This window comes from Streptomyces sp. NPDC090106 (assembly GCF_044747265.1).
In the GTDB taxonomy this organism is placed as follows: domain Bacteria; phylum Actinomycetota; class Actinomycetes; order Streptomycetales; family Streptomycetaceae; genus Streptomyces.
The window spans coordinates 496,241-513,902 of the sequence record NZ_JBIVDS010000003.1 but is presented as its reverse complement, the minus strand read 5'-3'; the positions used below and the strand labels follow the sequence as shown (position 1 = coordinate 513,902).

The following is a 17,662-nucleotide window of genomic DNA, read 5'->3' as shown; positions in this document are numbered from 1 at the left end:
TCTCCGGTGTGTCCGTGCGGGGTGGGTCGGGAGCCTCTGGCGAGGCCCGAGAGGTCCGGGGCGTCTCCAGCGGTCCAGGTCTCTCAGCCGAGACCCAGCAGGTCCAGGGAGGGGCGGTGGATCAGGGCTTCCACGGCGTCCCGGTCCAGGGGGTCGAGGCCGGGGATGCCGGGGATCGCGGCGATCTTCCGCAGCCCTTCGACGGAGGCGTCGACGGTGGTGAACGGGTAGTCGCTGCCGAAGAGCAGCTTGTCCCAGACGCCGTAGTCCTGGACCAGGCGCAGGCTGTGCCAGAGCTGGAAGGGCCGGTAGTGCAGGGCGCTGATGTCGGCGTACACGTGCCGGTGCTTGCGGATGACGGCGATGCACTCGCCCTCGAAGGGGTGGCCGAGGTGGGCGAGGACCATCCGCAGTTCGGGGTGGCGGATGGCGACCTCGTCCAGGTGGCGGGGCATCGCGTACTCGAGGCGGGCCTGGGAGACGAAGGTGGTGCCGGTGTGCACCAGCAGGGGCAGGCCGTGCCGTTCGGCGTAGGCGTACAGCGGGTCGTACTCCTCGGCGGCCGGGTCGAACCCGGCGTACATCGGCATGAGTTTGATGCCGCGCAGGCCCAGTTCCTGGTGCCCGTAACGGAGTTCGTCCTCCCAGCCGGGCTGGGTGGGGTCGAGGGCGAGGTAGCCGATGAGGTGGTCGGGCTGCCGGGCCACGTACGCGGCGACGGCCGTGTCGTCCACCCACAGTCCGCTGCGCCGGGCCTTGCCGCCGACCACGATGGTGCGGGTGCCCAGCGGGGCGGTCGCCGCGTACTCCTCCCAGCGCACGGTGAGGTCGACCTCGCCCTCGTGGGCGCGGGCGGACTCGGCGCGGAAGGTGTCGTCGAAGTCGTGGCTGTGCCGGAACAGGTGTGAGTGGACGTCGGTGATCACGTGCGGTTCCTCTTCTCCCAGCCCTCGGCGAACATGTTCCAGAACAGGTGGGTGGGCGGGTGTTCGGCGAAGACCTCGTCGACGAGTTCGACGCCGAGGCCGGGCCGTTCGGGCAGGGCGATGTGGCCGTCCTGGACGGGCAGGGCGCCCTTGACCGCGTCGAACACATACGGTTCGAGGAGTCCGTCGAAGGTCTCCAGGACGGTGAAGTTGGTCAGCCCGAGTGCCGCGTGGACGGAAGCGGTGGTGCACAGCGGGGAGTTGGAGTTGTGCGGGGCGACCGTCATGCCGTGGGCGTCGGCCTGGGCGGCGATCTTGCGGAGTTCGGTGAAGCCGCCGGCCATGGACAGGTCGGGCTGCACGATGTCGACGGCGTTCGCGGCGAAGAGGGGCTTGTACTCGTAGCGGTTGTGGAAGTGTTCGCCGCCGGAGATCGGGAAGGGCGCGATGGCGCGGAGTTCGGCGTACCGCTCGATGTGGGTCCAGGGCAGGGGTTCCTCGAACCAGCCGATGTCGTAGGGCGCGAGGGCGTGGACGAGGCGGCGGGCGGTGGCCATGGCGAACCGGGCGTGGCCCTCGATGTAGAGGTCGATGTCGGGGCCGACGGCTTCACGGACGGCCTGGACGAGGTCGAGCGAGCGCCGCAGTTCGGTGCGGTCGAGTTCGTGCAGGCCGGCGCCGAAGGGATCGACCTTGAGGCCGGTGTAGCCCTTGGCGACGGTGGCCTTGGCCTTGGCGGCGAACACCTCGGGTTCACGTTCGCCGGTGTACCAGCCGTTGGCGTAGACGCGGACCTTGTCGCGGGTGGCGCCGCCGGTGAGGCGGTAGACGGGGACGCCGAGTGCCTTGCCCATGAGGTCGTGCAGGGCCTGGTCGACGCCGGAGACGACGATGCCGCCGATGTCGCCGCCGCGCAGGAAGTCCCCCTGGTACATGCGCAGCCAGATCTCCTCGACGTCGAAGGGGTCGGCGCCGATCAGGTGGCGGCGGCCCATCGCCTCGGTGAGGGAGTTGGTCTCGGCGCCCCGGTAGGGGTGGGTGATCTCGCCGACGCCGGTGAGGCCTTCGTCGGTGTGGAGGCGGACGTATCCGAAGTCGCGCCAGGCGGTGCCCAGGGCGAGGGTCTCCACCTTGGTGATGCGGCCCGCGGGTCCGGCGGGGCGGCGGGTGTCGACGGTCAGCATCAGCGCGGCGCTCCGCCCATGGTCGAGGTGTGTTCCAGGCTGTCCGGGCCGCCCTCGGCGAGGGTGCGGCGCACGGCGGTCTCGGTGGCTTCCAGCAGCCGGTCCACGTCCGCGTCGGTGTGGGCGTAGGAGAGGTGGCTGCGCTTGAGGTTCAGGGGCAGTTCGAAGACGCCCTGGTCGACGAGGTGGCGGCGGTAGCCGATGAAGCGGGCGGCGTCGTTGGCGAGGAGGTCGTCGTAGTTTCGGGGCGCGGGGCCGTCCATGAAGTAGGTGACGAAGACGGAGCCGAGGCCGGTGACGACCGCCGGGACGTCCAAACGGCGGTAGAGGTCGGCGAGTTCGGTGCGGACGCGGTCGCCGAGGCGGAACACGTGCTCGTGGACGGGGTGTTCGCGGAGTTTGCGGAGGGTGGCGAGGGCCGCGGCCACGACGTCGGGGTGGCCGTTGTAGGTGCCGGCGAAGAAGACGGGGCCGCCGGGGCGGGAGCTGAACTGCTCCATGAGGTCGGCGCGTCCGCCGAGGGCTCCGACGGGGGCGCCGTTGGCGATGGCCTTGCCGAGGGTGGTGAGGTCGGGGGTGATGCCGACGAGTTCCTGGTAGCCGCCGAGGGCGTGCCGGAAGCCGGTGATGACCTCGTCGAAGACCAGGACACTGCCGGCGGCGGTGCACTCCTCCCGCAGGGTGCGCAGGAACGTGTCGGTGGGCAGCAGGGTGCCGACGTTGTGCGGGACGGGTTCCAGAATGACGGCGGCGATGTCGTGGCCGTGGTCGGCGAAGACGCGGCGGACGGCCTCGACGTCGTTGAAGCGCAGGACGAGGGTGGCGTCCAGCACCTCGGGGAGGATGCCGGTGGAGGTGGGGTCGGGGGCGCCGACGCGGTCCGGCGCGGAGATGACGTTGAGGCTCACGGAGTCGTGCCAGCCGTGGTAGCAGCCCTGGAACTTCACCACCAGACGGCGGCCGGTGACGGCGCGGGCCAGGCGCAGGGCGTGGAAGGTGGCCTCACTGCCGGTGCTGGTGAGCAGCACCTTCTCCATGGACGGGACCAGGTCGACCAGGTGCTCGGCGAGCAGCACCTCGCCCTCGGTGACGGCGACGCCGGTCAGGGAGAGGGAGGCGCGGGCGGTCGCGACGGCGGCGGCCACGTCGGGGTCGTTGTGGCCGAGCAGGGGCGGGCCGAAGGCGGCGTGGTAGTCGGTGTACTCCCGGCCTTCGGCGTCCCAGAAGCGGGAGCCCTCGGTGCGGGCGATCACCAGGTCGGTGAGTCCGGGGATGCTGCGCTGGCCGCTGTTGACCCCTCCGGGGATGACCCGGCGGGCGCGTTCGGCGAGCGTCATTCGCTGCTCCTCTGCGTGGATTGCGGGTGTGTGGGGACAGGGGCCCTGCCCGGCCTCTGTTCCCGTGTGCCATCCGCCCGGCGCTCGTCGCAGGTGTTTCGGAGTGTGCGGTTCGTGTGCGGGTTCTTCGTGTGCGGGTTCCGCAGGTTCTGCGGGTGGTGCGGGTTCCGCGGGTGGTGCGAGTGGTGCGAGTGGTGCGGGTCCTGCGGGTTCTCTATTTCAAAACACTGTTCTGAATAGCAGAACAGTGCAGATCCTAGATCGCCAGATCCGGAGGCGTCAAGGGTCGTTGACCGATAGACTGTTCTGCTATGCAGAACAATGTGGGTGAGAGCCTCGCCGACGAGGCGTCTCACCAGCCCAAGTACTGGGTCAAGACCGTCGGCCGCGCGGCCGAGATCCTCCAGGTCCTCGCCGCCGGAGCCCCCGGCCAGGGCCTGAGCGTCACCGAGATCGGACAGCGCTGCGGCATCTCCAAGAGCGCCGCCTTCGGCATCCTCCAGACCCTGCGCCACTACGGCCTGGTCGCCGACGAGGGCGAGGGCATGAACCGGCGTTACCGCCTGGGCATGGGCCTGGCCCGGCTCGGCGAACGCGCCCAGGAACAGGTCTCGCTGCGGGACGTCGCCCGCCCGGTCCTGCGCGGACTCAGCGCCCGCTGCGCCCTGGCCTCCCGGGTCGCCGTCTGGGAGGGCGGCCACGCGGTCGTCATCGACCAGGTCGACCTCGACGCGGGCCCCCGCCTCGACCTGCGCATGGGCACCCGCGAACTCGCGCACTCCTCCGGCCTCGGCAAGGCCCTGCTCGCGTCGATGCCCGAGGACGAGGCACGCGCCCTCGTCGCCCGCTCCGGACTGCCCCGCCGCACCTCACGCACCATCACCGACGAGGACACCCTCTTCGCCCATCTGCGCGACGTGCGCGCCGCCGGCTACGCCCTCGACGACGAGGAGGACGCCGAGGGGATCTTCTGCATCGGCAGCGTCGTCCGGGACCACACCGGCCGCTCGGTCGGCGCGATCAGCGTCACCGGCCTCAAGCTGGATCTCCCGGGCTGGCGGTTCCAGGAGCTGGGGCGCCAGGTCCACGCCGCCGCCGAGGAGATCAGCCGGGAACTGGGCGCGGAACCGGCCGAGGCGAAGACACCCGAAACCCTCTAGGCACCTCCCCCTCCGGTCCGTTCCGTATTTCGGTCACGTCACGACGGTGTCCGGGCCCCGCCCTCCCGGACACCGTCCACCCGCCCTTCCGCAACACCCCGTCGCGCGGTCGTCACCCGCTTCCCCACCTGCGCGGATCACCCACCGCCCGGCGTCCCCGGCCCTTCCCGGACCCCGCCCACCCCTCCGGTTAAGTCGCTGTATCTTCCACGCACTTCTTCCGCCGATCGTCTTGACGGGCTCGGAACGACCACCTAACTTCCTCGGTCAGAAGCGGTGGTCCACACCACCGCCCACGGTCGCCGTCTCCCTGCCCCGGGGCGCGCTCCCCCACGACCGCACCAGCCATCCGCCCCGAATCGTCGCGGGACTCCTCACCATCGCCCTAGGTCAAAGGCTTGAGGTCCCGTGAGCGCATCCCGTAGTCCGCGTCCCGACACCCACCCCGTCCCGCCGGCCGATCAGGCCGGCTCCGCCCCCTCCACGGCCCGCCGCTCCCTCCTGCGGGCCGGAGGCGTGACCGGTCTGCTGGCCGCCGTCGCCGCCACCACCGTCACCCCCGCGTCCGCCTCCACCTCCGCTTCCGCTTCCTCCGCCGCGCCGGCCGGCGTCCGCTCCGTCGGCACCGTCGCCGCGCTGCGCGCCCTGCCGTCCCGCTCCCGCACCGACCACGAACTCGCCCTGGTCGCCGGATACCGCGCGGCGGGCGACGGTGGCGGGATGCTGGTGCGCTGGTCGGCTTCCTCCACCGCCGACCACAACGGCGGCACGGTCCTCGCCCCGGCCCCCGCCCCGCGCAAGGGCCGCTGGCTCCAGGTCCACGACGGCACCATGGACTTCCGCAGATTCGGCCTCTTCGACGACTCCGCACCCGCGGACGCCGCGCTCGACGCGATGGTCACCGACCCCGCCGTGCACCGCGTGGAAGCCCACACCGACCTGCTGTTCACCAAGCGCCACACCTTCGGCCGCTCGCTCGTCGAGCTCGACTTCGGCGGACACCGGGTCAGCGCCAAGGGCATCGAGGACAACACGTACGACAACCCCTTCGGCGCCGTCCTGTACTTCCGCGGCGAGGTCACCGACACCGTCGTGAAGTCCACCCTGTCCCAGGCCATGCCCGACCTCGCCGACATCTTCGACGTCCCCGACTCCGGGGCGTTCACGGTGGGCCAGTGGTGGACCGTCGAGATCGACGCCGTCCCGGGCGCCGGCAAGTACGAGAAGGAGGTCCAGAAGCTCGTCCAGGTGACCCAGATCGTCGACGCCACCCGTATCCGGGTCAACTACAAGATCGGCTGGGACCTGGCGGCGGGCCGCACCTTCACCTGGACCAGGGTCAAGCCCGTCGAGCGGGCCCATGTGCGCAACATGGTCTTCGAGGGCGTCGCCGACGGGGACACCTACACCGGATCGCACCCGGTGGCCTACGAGTACGCCGTCTCCTGCGACGTCTCCGGCATCGACGCCACCGGCACCTTCTGGCCCGTCGTGATGCGCCGCTGGTGCACCTACTTCCACACCTACCAGTGCCAGTTGAGGAACCCCACCTCGGTGACCTGGGGCGGCGCCGGATACCTCACCCAGCAGATCTACTGCCTCTACGGCCACGTCGAGGACTGTCACGTCGCCAACTCCCGCCACCTCAACGACTGGACGGCCTCCGCCTACGGCTACGTCACCAACTGCCACGGCGACGGCGACGACCAGGGCCCCTTCGTCACCCACGGGCAGTTCGAGCACGACCTCGTCTACACCGGCAACTCCGGCCTGATGACGTTCGCCAACTCCGGTGCGGCCTGGGGCTCCGCGGCCAAGCGCATCACCGTCCGCAAGCACGTCTGCTCCTGGTTCGTGGCCCGGGTCAAGGTCACCGACCTCACGCTGGAGGACATGCACGTCATCGGCAACGCGCAGGCGGGCTCCGGGATGCTGTGGGTCAACGCCGACGGCGTCCAGATCCGCGGCTGCACCGCCTCCGGCCCCCTCGTCGTGAGCCAGGCCTCCACCCGCTCCAAGCGCCCCAACGTCGTCGCCGACTCCGACTTCACCCAGGGCAACACCTACGCCGTCACCGCGGCGACCGTCTCCTCCCCGCTGCACCTCCAGCGGGTACGCCTGGACGGCCTGAACTCCAGCGCCTTCAGCGGCACCGGCCCGCTGGTCCTGGAGGACTGCGTCCTGACCGGCTCCGCCACGGCCGCGCCCACCACCTTCGCCCACAGCGACATCACCGTCCGCGGCGGCACCCTCACCGACACCGGGCTGCGCCTGAACTCCACCAAGGACCAGCGGCTGCGGATCGACTCCGGCACCCGCGTCACGGGCACCAACTCCAGCGGCGCGTTCCTCTCCCGCACCGGCGGGGACCGCACGGTCACCTGGCACCTGGACGGACTGCTCAGCGAGGCGGCCGACACCTCCACCGCGCACCTCCACGTCGGCGACGGCCCCAACCGCTACCAGGCGAGCGGCTGCACCTTCCGCTCCGGACGGCTCGACCTGGGCGCCGCCGCCTTCGCGACCGGCAGCCATCTGCTGCACAGCGGCTGCGTCGAGGACGGCACCACGCGCACGGCGATGCCCGACGAGGGCGCCCGCGTCCAGCACACCGCCACGAACCTCCTGCTCTGAGACCCACGCAGGCCCCGGCTCCCGGACCGCCCCTACCCAGGACGACACCATGCCCGAAACCCCTTCCGCGACGACACCCCGCGCGGACCGCCCGGTACGCGTCGCGCTCATCGGCGCCGGCAACCGCGGTCTGACCTACGCCGGTTGGATCCACCAGCACCCCGACCGGGCCAGGCTGGTGGCCGTGGCCGACCCCGACGCCGGGGCCCGCGCCGCGTCCCGCGCCGAGACGTCCTTCGCCGGCTGGCGGGAGTTCATGGCGGCCACCGAACGCGAGGGCCGGCTCGCCGACGGCGTCATCGTCGCCACCCAGGACCGCGAGCACGTCGAACCCGTGCTCGCCCTGGCCCGCGCCGGATACGCCGTCATGACCGAGAAGCCCCTCGCCCCCACCGAGGACGAGTGCCGCACCCTTGTCGAGGGGGTCGAGGCGACCGGTGTGCCGTTCGCGGTCTGCCACGTCATGCGGTACACGCCCTACACCGACCTGGTGCGGGAGGTCGTCGCCGAGGGGGTCCTCGGCACCCTCACCGGCGTCGAGCACCTGGAGCCCGTCGGCTGGTGGCACTTCGCCCACAGCTATGTGCGCGGCCCTTGGCGCCGGGAGGACCTCTCGTCGCCGATGATCCTCGCCAAGTCCAGCCACGACCTGGACTGGATCGCGTACGTCACCGGCCGCCGTATCGAAAGCCTCGTCAGCTTCGGCGAGTTGACGCACTTCCGTCCCGAGAACGCCCCCGAGGGCTCCACCGACACCTGCCTGACCTGCCCCGTCGAGAAGAGCTGCCCCTACTCGGCGCCGAAGCTCTACTACCCGGCGCTGCGTGCCACCGGCGGCGCCTGGCCGGTCGGTCATGTCACCTCCGCCGCCCACGGCCCCGCCGACGAGGCGGTCCTGACCGAGGCCCTGCGCACCGGACCGTACGGGCGGTGCGTGTACCGCAGCGACAACGACGTGGCCGATCACCAGGTCGTCGCGATGCGGCTGGGCGGAGGGCTCACCGCGACCCTCACCATGTCCGCGTTCACCGAGCAGACCCACCGCCAGACCCGTCTGTTCGGCAGCCACGGCTGGCTGCGCGGCGACGGCGAACAGGTCACCGTGCACGACTTCCGCGACGACACCGTGACCGTCCGCACCACCGGGCCCAGCGGTTCCAACGCGGCCGACGGCCACGGCGGCGGCGACACCGCGCTGACCGAGGCGTTCGTCACCGCGCTGGCCACCGGGGACCGGAGCCACATCCGCTCCGGGCCCGCCGAGTCCCTGGGCAGCCACCTCGCCGCGTTCGCGGCCGAGCGCTCCCGCCGCAACGGCACCGTCGAGACGGTGCCGCCCCGCTGACCCCACCGGGCCCCGCACGGCCCCTCGGCGTCCTCGCCCCTCCGAGGACGCCCGCCCCGCCCTGCCCCACCCCTCAGCCCGCTCCGTCCGAGGAGACCTCCCGTGAGAAACCGCACCACGCGGCTCATCGCCGCGGCCACCGCCGTCACGTCCGCCTTCTGTCTCGCCGCCTGCGGCGCGGACGGTGAGTCGGCCGGCGGGAAGACCACCGTCACCACCTGGGTCTACCCGGTGATCTTCGACGAGAAGGAGAACGCCGCCTACTGGAGCGGCCTGGAGAAGAAGTTCGAGAAGGCCCACCCGGACATCGACGTCAAGGTGTCGACGTACCCGTGGGCCGACCGGGACACCAAGCTGGCCACCGCGCTCGCCGCGAACAAGGGCCCGGACGTGGCCTATCTGATCCCCGACCAGCTCGCCGCCTACCAGCGCAACCTCGTCCCGGCCGACGACTACCTCGCGGACGCCGACCGCGCCGCCTACCGCGACAGCGCCCTCAAAGCCGTGACGGTCGACGGCAAGGCCATGGCCACACCGGTCCTGATGTCGGCCTACCCGCTGATGTGCAACAAGAAGGTCCTCGACGCCGTCGGCGTGGACACGGTGCCCTCCACCTGGGACGATCTCGCCGCCCTCGGCGCCAAGGCGAAGAAGAAGGGCTACTACGCGATCACCTACAGCGGGGACACCACCGCCACCCTCAACATGACCTACTACCCGCTGCTGTGGCAGGCGGGCGGCGACGTCTTCTCCGCGGACGGCACCAAGTCCGCCTTCGCGAGCGACGCCGGGGTCGAGGCGCTGACCTGGCTGAAGCAGTTCGTCGACAAGGGCTGGACCCCGAAGGACCTCGTCACCAAGACCCCGTCGATCGAACAGACCGACCTCGCGAAGAACAAGGTCGCCTGCACCTGGCAGAACAGCGCCGCCGAGGTGGAGAGCTACTGGGGCGAGGACGACATCGTCATGGGTTCCGCGCTCACCGGCCAGAAGTCCGTGGCGTACGGCACCGTCGGCACCCTGGCGATGTTCCGCGGCGCCGACACCGGCGCGGCCGGCCAGTGGATCTCCTTCGTGGCGCAGCCGGACAACGTCGCCGGACTCCTCACGCCCGGCGGCTACTTCGGCGCCCGCACCGACGGCGGCGACCTCTACCCCGGCGACACCCTCCAGCAGGCCACCGAGAAGGTCCTCGACTCCGCCGACGTCGGACCCCTCAACACCGCCGCGCGTGACGTGATGGGCGCCCTGGCGCCGCAGATCCAGGCGGCCCTGCTCGGCAAGAGCACCCCGAAGGAAGCACTGGACCAGGCCGCCACCGCGGCCGACCAGATCATCTCCCGCAAGCGCTGACCACGGCCCGCACACCCCCCATGCCGGGCGGGCGGCACCACTACTCCCCCAGTGCCGTCCGCCCTCCCCCGACCCGCCGCGCCCGACGCGGCACCGAACCGTCCCAGGAGGTCCCGTGGCCGCGGTCGCGCAACGCCCCCGACCCGACCGAGTCCGGCGCGGATCCCTCAGCCGCACCGAGGCGCGGGTCGGGCTCCTCTTCGTCCTGCCCTGTCTGCTGCTCTTCCTCGTCTTCCGCTTCGGCCCCGCGGCGGCGGGCCTGCTGCTGTCCTTCACCGACTACGCGCCCGGCGCCGACACCCACTTCACCGGCCTGGAGAACTTCGCCCGGCTCCTGGACGACCCGTTGTTCTGGTCGGCGCTGAAGGTCACCGTCCTCTACACGGTCCTGGCCGTACCGGCCGGGATCGCCGCCTCCCTCGGTCTCGCCCTGCTCACCCGGCGGGCGTTCCGCGGGAGCAAGCTGTTCCGGTCGGTGTTCTTCCTGCCCGTCGTCACCAGCCTCGTCCTGGCCTCGACCGTGTTCGTCTGGATCTTCTCCACCGACGGCCCCTGGTCCGCGGTGATGGGCTTCCTCGGCCTGCCGGAGCAGAACTGGCTCAGCGACTCCGTGCTGGTGCTGCCCGCGCTCGCGCTGGTCGGCATCTGGTCCCGGTGCGGCTACGGCATGCTGATCCTCCTCGCCCGTCTCCAGGAACTGCCCGCGGAACTGGAGGAGGCGGCCCTCGTCGACGGCGCCGGCCCCTGGCAGCGCTTCCGGCACATCGTCGCGCCCCAACTGCGGCCCGCGTTCTTCTTCCTGGCCGTGATCGAGACCACCGTCAGCTTCCAGGTCTTCGACGCCGTCTACATGATGACCGGAGGCGGCCCGGCCAACGCCAGCTACTCGCTGGTCTTCCAGCTCTACGACACCGGCTTCAAGTACTTCGACTTCGGCTATGCCAGCGCCATCGGCTGCGCCCTGTTCGTCCTGACCGTCGTCGTCGCGCTGATCCAGCGGATCTTCCTCGGCAAGGAGAAGTGACCCATGGCGCCCGTGACCCACGCCCCTGAGGCTCCCCCCGTCGTGAAGCCCGCGCCGAGCCCGGCCCGGCGCACCCCCAACGCCGGTGTCCCCGCCGGTCTGCGCTCCACCCGCCGCGGCCGTGTCCTGCGCGCGCTGCTGCTCACGCTCGCCTCGGTGGCCACGCTGTTCCCCTTCTACGCCATGGTCGTACTGTCGCTGCATCCCGAGGGCGCGGTCGACCTCCCCGGCAGCCTGCTGCCCTGGCCCGTCACGGGCGAGGCCTACGGCGAGGTCCTCGGCTCCCGGGACGTGCCGCGATGGCTGTTCAACACCCTCGTGTACTCGCTGGTGTCGGTGGCCGGCGTGCTGCTGCTCGCCTCGCTCGCGGGCTACGCGTTCGCCAAGAAGCGCTTCCCCGGACGGGAGACCATGTTCTGGTCGTTCCTGTCGATGGTGATGGTGCCCTACCACGTCACGATGATCCCGACGTTCATCCTGCTGTCGAAGCTCGGCGGTGTGGACACCTACTGGGGTCTCATCGTCCCGACCCTCGCCAACGCCCAAGCCGTCTTCCTCATGCGGCAGTTCGTCCTCGGACTGCCCGACGAGATCTTCGAGGCCGCCCGCCTCGACGGCTGCGGCGAGCTCCAGATCTTCCTGCGGATCGTGCTGCCCCTGCTCAAACCGGTCCTGGCCACGCTCGGGACGTTCGTCTTCCTCTGGCACTGGAACGACTTCCTGTGGCCGCTGATCGTCGGCCAGAGCACCGAGATGCGCACCCTCACCGTCGGCATCGCCTCGCTCCAGCAGGAACAAGTGCCCCTGAACCAGGTGCTGGCCGGGTCCGTCGTCGCCTTCGTACCGATCTTCAGCGCCTATCTGGTCGGCCAGCGCTACTTCACCGAAGGTGTCGTCGGCTCAGCCGTCAAGGGCTGACCACCCTCAACTCCCGTATTCCGTCCGGCCGTCGAGGAACCGCATGCATCCCGCACCACCCGCCCTGCCCGTCTCGCCCCTGTCCCGCCCCCGCGACGAGGCCGCTCTGGAGGAGTTGCTCGCCACACCCTCCCCGGCGCTCGTCACCGACCTCACCACGCTCGACGGCGACCTGCTGATCCTGGGCGCCGGCGGAAAGATGGGACCCAGCCTGTGCCGGCTGGCCCGCCGCGCCCTCGACGCCGCCGGCCGCACCGACATCGCCGTACGGGCCGTGTCACGCTGGTCCGACCCCGAGGCGGCGGACGCGCTGCGCGAACAGGGCGTCGAGACCGTCCCGTTCGACCTCATGGACGGGGATCCGGCCGACCTGCCGGACGCGGGCAACGTGGTCTTCATGGTCGGGGCCAAGTTCGGCTCGGCGAGCGACCCGACGACCGCGTGGGCGGTCAACGCGGCGCTCCCCGACCGGATCGCCCGCCGCTACCGGCACTCCCGGATCGCCGCGTTCTCCACCGGCAACGTCTACCCGCTGGTCTCCGTCCGCGACGCCGCGAGCAGCGAGACGGACCCGGTCGGCCCGGTCGGCGAGTACGCGATGTCCTGCCTGGGCCGCGAGCGGGTCTTCGCCCACCACGCCAGGCGGTCCGGCACCCCGCTGTCGCTGATCCGCCTCAACTACGCGGTCGACCTGCGCTACGGCGTCCTCGCCGACATCGCCGGCGCCGTCCGCTCCGGCGCCCCCGTGTCCCTGGCCACCGGCCATGTGAACGTCGTCTGGCAGGGATACGCCAACGAGGTCGCCCTGCGGTCCCTGCCGCGGGCCGCCGCCGACCCGTTCACCGTCAACCTCACCGGGCCGGAGACCGCCTCCGTACGGCGTCTGGCGGACCGCTTCGCCGAGGAGTTCGGCACCACCGCGACCTTCACCGGAGAGGAGAGCGGGACCGGTCTCCTCTCCGACGCCTCCCGGTGCCACGCGGAGTTCGGGTACCCGCCCGTCCCCCTGGCCACGCTGGTGTCATGGCAGGCCGGATGGATCAGGGACGGGCGGCCCCTGTCCGGGAAGCACACCAAGTTCGACGTCCGCGACGGAAGGTTCTGACCCCGTGCCCCCCACCGCACCCGCGCCCCTGTCCACCGCCGCGCTCGACCTGCTCGCCCAGGGCACGGTGATCCCGGCCCACCCCCTCGCGCTGGACGAGCACCGGCGCCTGGACGAACGCCGCCAGCGCGCCCTGACCCGCTACTACCTGGCCGCCGGGGCGGGCGGCGTCGCCGTGGGCGTGCACACCACGCAGTTCGAGATCCGCGAACCGCGGGTGGGACTGTTGCGTCCTGTGCTGGAACTGGCCGCCGAGACCGTCGACCGGGAGTCGGACCGACCCGTCGTCCGGGTGGCCGGGGCCTGCGGATACACCGCGCAGGCCGTCGCCGAGGCGGAGCTGGCGGCCGAACTCGGCTACCACGCGGTCCTGTTGAGCCCTCGGGTGCCGGGGGCCGACGAGGCCGGTCTGCTCGACCGGGCCCGCGCTGTCGGCGAGGTCCTGCCCGTCATCGGCTTCTACCTCCAGGAGGCCGTCGGCGGACGCTATCTCTCCCCGTCCTTCTGGAGCCGGTTCGCCGACATCCCCTCCGTCGTCGCCGTCAAGACCGCGCCCTTCGACCGGTACCGGACCGCCGAGGTCGTCGACGCGGTGTCCCGCGCCGACCGGGCCCGCGAGGTCACGCTGTACACGGGGAACGACGACGCCATCCTCACCGACCTGCTCACCCCCTACCGGGCCGGCGGTGAACTGCGCTGGTTCGCCGGGGGACTTCTGGGCCAGTGGGCGGTGTGGACCCGCACCGCGGTGACCCTCCTGGAGGAGGTGCGCCGGGCGCGGGCCGGGGACCACGACCTCCTGGTCGACCTGCTGCGCCGGGCCCCGCAGCTCACCGAGGCCAACGCCGCCGTGTTCGACGTGCGAGGGGCCTTTCGGGGCTGCATCGCCGGAGTCCACGAGGTGCTGCGCCGACAGGGGCTGCTCGCCGGAACCTGGTGCCTGGACCCGGCCGAACAGCTCTCCCCGGGACAGGCCGAGCAGATCACCCGGGTCGGCGCCGCCCACCCCTGGGTCACCGACGACACCTTCGTCGCGGAGCACCTCGATGACTGGCTCCGCTGACCGGCCGCGGGCCGTGGTGGCCGTGCCGCCCCGGCTGCGCGAGGAGTTCTTCGCTCCCGCCGCGTGGAAGCGGCTGACCGCGGTGGCCGACGTCGCCGTCCTCGACGCGCACGGCGATCGCACCGCGCTCGCGGCCCTGCTGCCCGGGGCCCGGATCCTCGTCACGGCCTGGGGAACGGCCCGGATCGACGGCGAACTCCTCACCGCGGGCGACCGGTTGCGGCTGGTCGCGCACACCGGCGGCGCCGTCAGTCCGTACGTCGGTCCCGAACTCCTGGAGCGGGGCGTGCGGGTGACGCAGGCGGGCGCGGCGATGGCCCGCCCGGTGGCGGAGGTCGCGCTGACCTTCACGCTGGCCCTGCTGCACCGTGTCCACCGTTTCGACCACGCCCTGCGCGGTGGACAGCCCTGGGACACCGCGGCGGCGGCACCACCGCGCCACGAGATCCTCGGCTGCCCCGTGGGCGTGATCGGCGCCTCGCGCACCGGACGCGCCTACCTCGCCCTCGTCCAGGCACTCGGTGCGCGCGTGAGCGTCCACGATCCGCTGCTCGGCGCCGAGGAGGCGGAGCGGCTCCAGGTGGAGCGGGTGTCGCTGGAGCAGTTGCTCGCCCGCAGCCGTGTCGTGGCGGTCCACGCCCCGGCGCTGCCGGAGACCCGTCATCTGCTCGGCCGCCGTGAGCTGGCCCTGATGCCGGACGGGGCGCTGCTGGTGAACACCGCGCGGTCCTGGCTGGTCGACGAGGAGGCGCTCGTGGACGAGTTGCGCACCGGCCGGATCGACGCCGCGCTGGACGTCTACGACCGCGAGCCGCTCCCCGTTGACCATCCGCTGCGGGCCCTGCCCAACGTGCTGCTCACCCCGCACCAGGCCGCGGCGACGGTGCAGGGCCGCCAGGCCCTGGGCGAGAGCACCGTCGCGGAGATCGAACGCTTCACCGCGGGCCGCCCGCTGCTGCACGAGATCGACGCGGCGGCCTTGCGCCGAGTCGAATGACCCACCCCGCTCTTCCCCTCACCCCTCTTGAACGGAGCTCCAGCATGCGACTGATGCGCATCGGCGATCCCGGCCATGAACGCCCGGTGGCCGCCACACCGGACGGACAGTGCTACGACCTGTCTCCGCTGACCGGCGACATCGATCCGGCGTTCCTCGCCGCCGACGGAGCAACCCGCGCCGCCGCCGCGATCGCCGACGGCGCCCTGCCCTCCATCGACCCCTCCGGCATCCGGGTCGGCGCGCCGCTCGCGGGGCCCGGCGCGCTGCTGTGCATCGGGCAGAACTACGCCGCCCACGCGGCCGAGTCGGGCAGCGCGGCGCCCGCCGAGCCCATCCTCTTCTACAAGGCACCCAACACCGTCGTCGGTCCGACGGACGACATCCGCATCCCCCGCGGCTCCGAGCGCACCGACTGGGAGGTCGAACTCGCGGTCGTCATCGGCCGTACCGCCCGCTACCTCGACGAGGAGGACGACCCGCTGTCGTACGTGGCCGGCTACGCGCTGAGCAACGACGTCTCCGAACGCTCCTTCCAGCTGGAGCGGTCGGGCGGGCAGTGGTCCAAGGGCAAGAGCTGCGAGACCTTCAACCCGCTGGGCCCCTGGCTGGTGACCCCGGACGAGATCCCGGACCCGCAGAAGCTCCGCCTGCGCTCCTGGGTCGGGGACGCCCCGCGTCAGGACTCGACGTCCGAGGACATGATCTTCCCGGTGGCCGAACTCGTCCGCCATCTCTCGCAGTTCCTGGTCCTGGAGCCCGGCGACATCATCAACACCGGCACCCCGCAGGGTGTGGCGCTGTCCGGCCGGTTCCCGTATCTCGCCGCGGGCGACACCGTCAGCGTGGAGATCGAAGGGCTCGGACGTCAGCGCAACACGTGTGTGCCGTGGGACGCCCCGCGACGGCCGCAGGACGCCTGACTCGCGTCTCCGCCGCGGTCACATGTGTGCGCCGCTTTCCGGCAGCGTGCCGTACGCCTCGTCGGTGACGGGCTCCAGCCATTCGTTGCGGACGTCCTCGCCGGGGGTGATGAAGGCGAGGTGGGAGAACCAGGCGTCGGCCTTGGCTCCGTGCCAGTGCTTCATGCCGGCCGGGACGCGGACCACCGTTCCCGGTTCCATGCTGACGGGGTCCTGGCCCTCGGCCTGGTACCAACCGCTGCCCGCCGTGCACAGCAGGATCTGGTCACCGCCGCCGCCCGTGCCGTGGTGGATGTGCCAGTTGTTGCGGCAACCCGGCTCGAAGGACACGTTGCTGACCGGGACGCTGCCCGCGGCGAGCGGTGCCAGGTAGCTCTGCCCGGTGAAGTACTGCGCGTAGGCGTCGTTCTGCTCCCCGAGCGGGAAGATCTGGTCGAATCCGTTGACGGTCATCGTGTTCCTTCGCTTCTCGCGTCCTGATGTGTCGCATCGCGTGTGCCGGCCTGCGGTTCAGCGGTTGACGTGGGCCATGTGCTCGGCGTTGTAACGGTCGCCGCTGACGCCGAGACGCCGGGCAAGGCCGTCGAGGTCGGCCACGTCGTCCGCCGACAGCTCGACCGTCGTCGCGGCGGTGTTCTCCTTGACGCGTGCCGTGCGGCGGGTGCCGGGGATCGGCACGATCCACGGCTGCTGCGCGAGCAGCCAGGCCAGCGCGATCTGGCCCGGAGTCGCGCCCCTCGCCTCGGCGAGCCCGCGGACATGGTCGACGAGCGCCTCGTTGGCGTCCAGGTTCTCCGCCGTGAAGCGCGGGACCCGTCGGCGGATGTCCCCTTCGGTGAAGGACGTGGACGTGTCGACGGTGCCGGTGAGGAAGCCCTTGCCGAGAGGGCTGAACGGCACGAAGCCGATGCCGAGTTCGGCGAGCGCGGGCAGCACCTCGGTCTCGGGGTCCCGTGTCCACAGCGAGTACTCGCTCTGGACCGCGGTCACGGGATGGACGGCGTGTGCGGCGCGGATGGTGGCGGCCGAGGCCTCGGAGAGCCCGAAGTGCCTGACCTTCCCCTCGGCGATGAGCTCGCCGACCGTGCCCGCGACATCCTCGATGGGCACCTCGGGGTCCACTCGGTGCTGGTAGAACAGATCGATCACGTCGGTGCGGAGCCGCTTCAAGGACGCCTCCGCGACGCGGCGGATCTGCTCGGGACGGCTGTCGAGGCCGACACCGCGGCCGTTCTGGATGTCCCAACCGAACTTGGTGGCGATCACGACCTGGCCGCGGACCGGTTCCAGCGCCTGGCCGACCAGTTCCTCGTTCGCGTAGGGCCCGTAGACCTCGGCGGTGTCGAAAAAGGTGACGCCCTCGTCGACCGCGGAGCGCAGCACGGCGCTCATGTCGTCGCGGCTGCCGGGGTTGGGACCGTAGCTCTGGGACATGCCCATCGCGCCGAGCCCGATCGCGGACACGTCCAAGCCGTGTCCCAGTGTTCTGACGTGCATGGTCAACTCTCCGGAGAGGTGCTTCTCCTGGCTTGTGGGGTCAGTCGTTGCCCGTACGGACGACCGTCAGGACGGAGTCGGACGTCCTGACGAGGTTCCCCCGCTCCGGACGGGCGGAGTAGTACACACTCATCCCCGCGGAACTCACGCACCTCACCCGCCACGTCCTCACGGTTCCTTCCGGGCACGCCCTCGC

The 17,662-nt window shown here is 71.5% G+C and carries 15 protein-coding genes; 10 read left to right on the top strand and 5 right to left on the bottom strand.

Annotation, left to right across the window (positions count from 1 at the left end; translation table 11 throughout):
• Positions 1 to 83: 83 nt before the first annotated feature.
• From ACIPSE_RS12190 to ACIPSE_RS12180, 3 genes are read right to left on the bottom strand one after another with little or no spacing between them, the layout of a single operon-like run.
• Positions 84 to 926 carry an amidohydrolase family protein gene (locus ACIPSE_RS12190; RefSeq protein ID WP_401660976.1) on the bottom strand — a complete coding sequence of 281 codons (843 nt, stop codon included), beginning with the start codon at positions 924 to 926 and terminating at the stop codon, positions 84 to 86.
• The gene (locus ACIPSE_RS12185) at positions 923 to 2,110 is read right to left on the bottom strand and encodes a mandelate racemase/muconate lactonizing enzyme family protein (RefSeq protein ID WP_401660973.1); all 1,188 of its coding nucleotides are present in this window, start codon (positions 2,108 to 2,110) and stop codon (positions 923 to 925) included. The genes ACIPSE_RS12190 and ACIPSE_RS12185 overlap by 4 nt, the downstream gene beginning before the upstream one ends.
• Positions 2,110 to 3,447, bottom strand: coding sequence for an aspartate aminotransferase family protein (locus ACIPSE_RS12180; RefSeq protein ID WP_401660971.1), 1,338 nt, complete (start codon positions 3,445 to 3,447; stop codon positions 2,110 to 2,112). Before ACIPSE_RS12180 ends, ACIPSE_RS12185 begins: the two co-directional genes overlap by 1 nt.
• 311 nt (positions 3,448 to 3,758) lie before the next feature.
• Between ACIPSE_RS12180 and ACIPSE_RS12175 the strand changes: the two genes are divergently transcribed.
• The 10 genes from ACIPSE_RS12175 (at position 3,759) to ACIPSE_RS12130 (ending at position 15,969) form a co-directional block, all read left to right on the top strand.
• Positions 3,759 to 4,607, top strand: coding sequence for an IclR family transcriptional regulator (locus tag ACIPSE_RS12175; RefSeq protein WP_401660969.1), 849 nt, complete (start codon positions 3,759 to 3,761; stop codon positions 4,605 to 4,607).
• An 831-nt stretch (positions 4,608 to 5,438) separates the two neighbouring features.
• The gene (locus ACIPSE_RS12170; RefSeq protein ID WP_401661725.1) at positions 5,439 to 7,241 is read left to right on the top strand and encodes a peptidase C14; all 1,803 of its coding nucleotides are present in this window, start codon (positions 5,439 to 5,441) and stop codon (positions 7,239 to 7,241) included.
• Between the two features lie 49 nt (positions 7,242 to 7,290).
• Positions 7,291 to 8,586 (top strand): Gfo/Idh/MocA family protein, encoded by a 1,296-nt coding sequence (locus ACIPSE_RS12165; protein ID WP_401660966.1) that lies wholly within the window; start codon positions 7,291 to 7,293, stop codon positions 8,584 to 8,586.
• Positions 8,587 to 8,688: 102 nt separating this feature from the next.
• Positions 8,689 to 9,939: an extracellular solute-binding protein gene (locus ACIPSE_RS12160; protein ID WP_401660963.1), complete on the top strand. Its 1,251-nt coding sequence runs from the start codon at positions 8,689 to 8,691 to the stop codon at positions 9,937 to 9,939.
• Positions 9,940 to 10,054: 115 nt separating this feature from the next.
• A complete protein-coding gene (locus ACIPSE_RS12155; protein WP_401660960.1) occupies positions 10,055 to 10,963 on the top strand; it encodes a carbohydrate ABC transporter permease in 909 nt (302 codons plus the stop codon).
• A 3-nt stretch (positions 10,964 to 10,966) separates the two neighbouring features.
• Complete coding sequence (locus ACIPSE_RS12150) at positions 10,967 to 11,881, top strand: carbohydrate ABC transporter permease (RefSeq protein WP_401660958.1); 915 nt, start codon at positions 10,967 to 10,969, stop codon at positions 11,879 to 11,881.
• A gap of 43 nt (positions 11,882 to 11,924) precedes the next feature.
• The gene (locus ACIPSE_RS12145; RefSeq protein WP_401660955.1) at positions 11,925 to 12,986 is read left to right on the top strand and encodes an NAD-dependent epimerase/dehydratase family protein; all 1,062 of its coding nucleotides are present in this window, start codon (positions 11,925 to 11,927) and stop codon (positions 12,984 to 12,986) included.
• Between the two features lie 4 nt (positions 12,987 to 12,990).
• A complete protein-coding gene (locus ACIPSE_RS12140; protein ID WP_401660953.1) occupies positions 12,991 to 14,049 on the top strand; it encodes a dihydrodipicolinate synthase family protein in 1,059 nt (352 codons plus the stop codon).
• The gene (locus tag ACIPSE_RS12135; RefSeq protein WP_401660950.1) at positions 14,033 to 15,046 is read left to right on the top strand and encodes a hydroxyacid dehydrogenase; all 1,014 of its coding nucleotides are present in this window, start codon (positions 14,033 to 14,035) and stop codon (positions 15,044 to 15,046) included. The genes ACIPSE_RS12140 and ACIPSE_RS12135 overlap by 17 nt, the downstream gene beginning before the upstream one ends.
• 44 nt (positions 15,047 to 15,090) lie before the next feature.
• Complete coding sequence (locus ACIPSE_RS12130) at positions 15,091 to 15,969, top strand: fumarylacetoacetate hydrolase family protein (RefSeq protein WP_401660947.1); 879 nt, start codon at positions 15,091 to 15,093, stop codon at positions 15,967 to 15,969.
• A gap of 18 nt (positions 15,970 to 15,987) precedes the next feature.
• On the opposite strand, the gene ACIPSE_RS12125 is transcribed toward ACIPSE_RS12130, so the two are convergent.
• Positions 15,988 to 16,422 (bottom strand): cupin domain-containing protein, encoded by a 435-nt coding sequence (locus tag ACIPSE_RS12125; protein ID WP_401660944.1) that lies wholly within the window; start codon positions 16,420 to 16,422, stop codon positions 15,988 to 15,990.
• Positions 16,423 to 16,479: 57 nt separating this feature from the next.
• A complete protein-coding gene (locus tag ACIPSE_RS12120) occupies positions 16,480 to 17,466 on the bottom strand; it encodes an aldo/keto reductase (RefSeq protein ID WP_401660942.1) in 987 nt (328 codons plus the stop codon).
• Positions 17,467 to 17,662 lie beyond the last annotated feature (196 nt).

Coding starts and splice junctions, on each gene's coding strand:
- ACIPSE_RS12185 (WP_401660973.1), bottom strand. CDS start 2,110: ATGCTGACCGTCGACACCCGCCGCCCCGCCGGACCCGCGGGCCGCATC.
- ACIPSE_RS12180 (WP_401660971.1), bottom strand. CDS start 3,447: ATGACGCTCGCCGAACGCGCCCGCCGGGTCATCCCCGGAGGGGTCAAC.
- ACIPSE_RS12175 (WP_401660969.1), top strand. CDS start 3,759: ATGCAGAACAATGTGGGTGAGAGCCTCGCCGACGAGGCGTCTCACCAG.
- ACIPSE_RS12170 (WP_401661725.1), top strand. CDS start 5,439: ATGGACTTCCGCAGATTCGGCCTCTTCGACGACTCCGCACCCGCGGAC.
- ACIPSE_RS12165 (WP_401660966.1), top strand. CDS start 7,291: ATGCCCGAAACCCCTTCCGCGACGACACCCCGCGCGGACCGCCCGGTA.
- ACIPSE_RS12150 (WP_401660958.1), top strand. CDS start 10,967: ATGGCGCCCGTGACCCACGCCCCTGAGGCTCCCCCCGTCGTGAAGCCC.
- ACIPSE_RS12145 (WP_401660955.1), top strand. CDS start 11,925: ATGCATCCCGCACCACCCGCCCTGCCCGTCTCGCCCCTGTCCCGCCCC.
- ACIPSE_RS12135 (WP_401660950.1), top strand. CDS start 14,033: ATGACTGGCTCCGCTGACCGGCCGCGGGCCGTGGTGGCCGTGCCGCCC.
- ACIPSE_RS12130 (WP_401660947.1), top strand. CDS start 15,091: ATGCGACTGATGCGCATCGGCGATCCCGGCCATGAACGCCCGGTGGCC.
- ACIPSE_RS12125 (WP_401660944.1), bottom strand. CDS start 16,422: ATGACCGTCAACGGATTCGACCAGATCTTCCCGCTCGGGGAGCAGAAC.
- ACIPSE_RS12120 (WP_401660942.1), bottom strand. CDS start 17,466: ATGCACGTCAGAACACTGGGACACGGCTTGGACGTGTCCGCGATCGGG.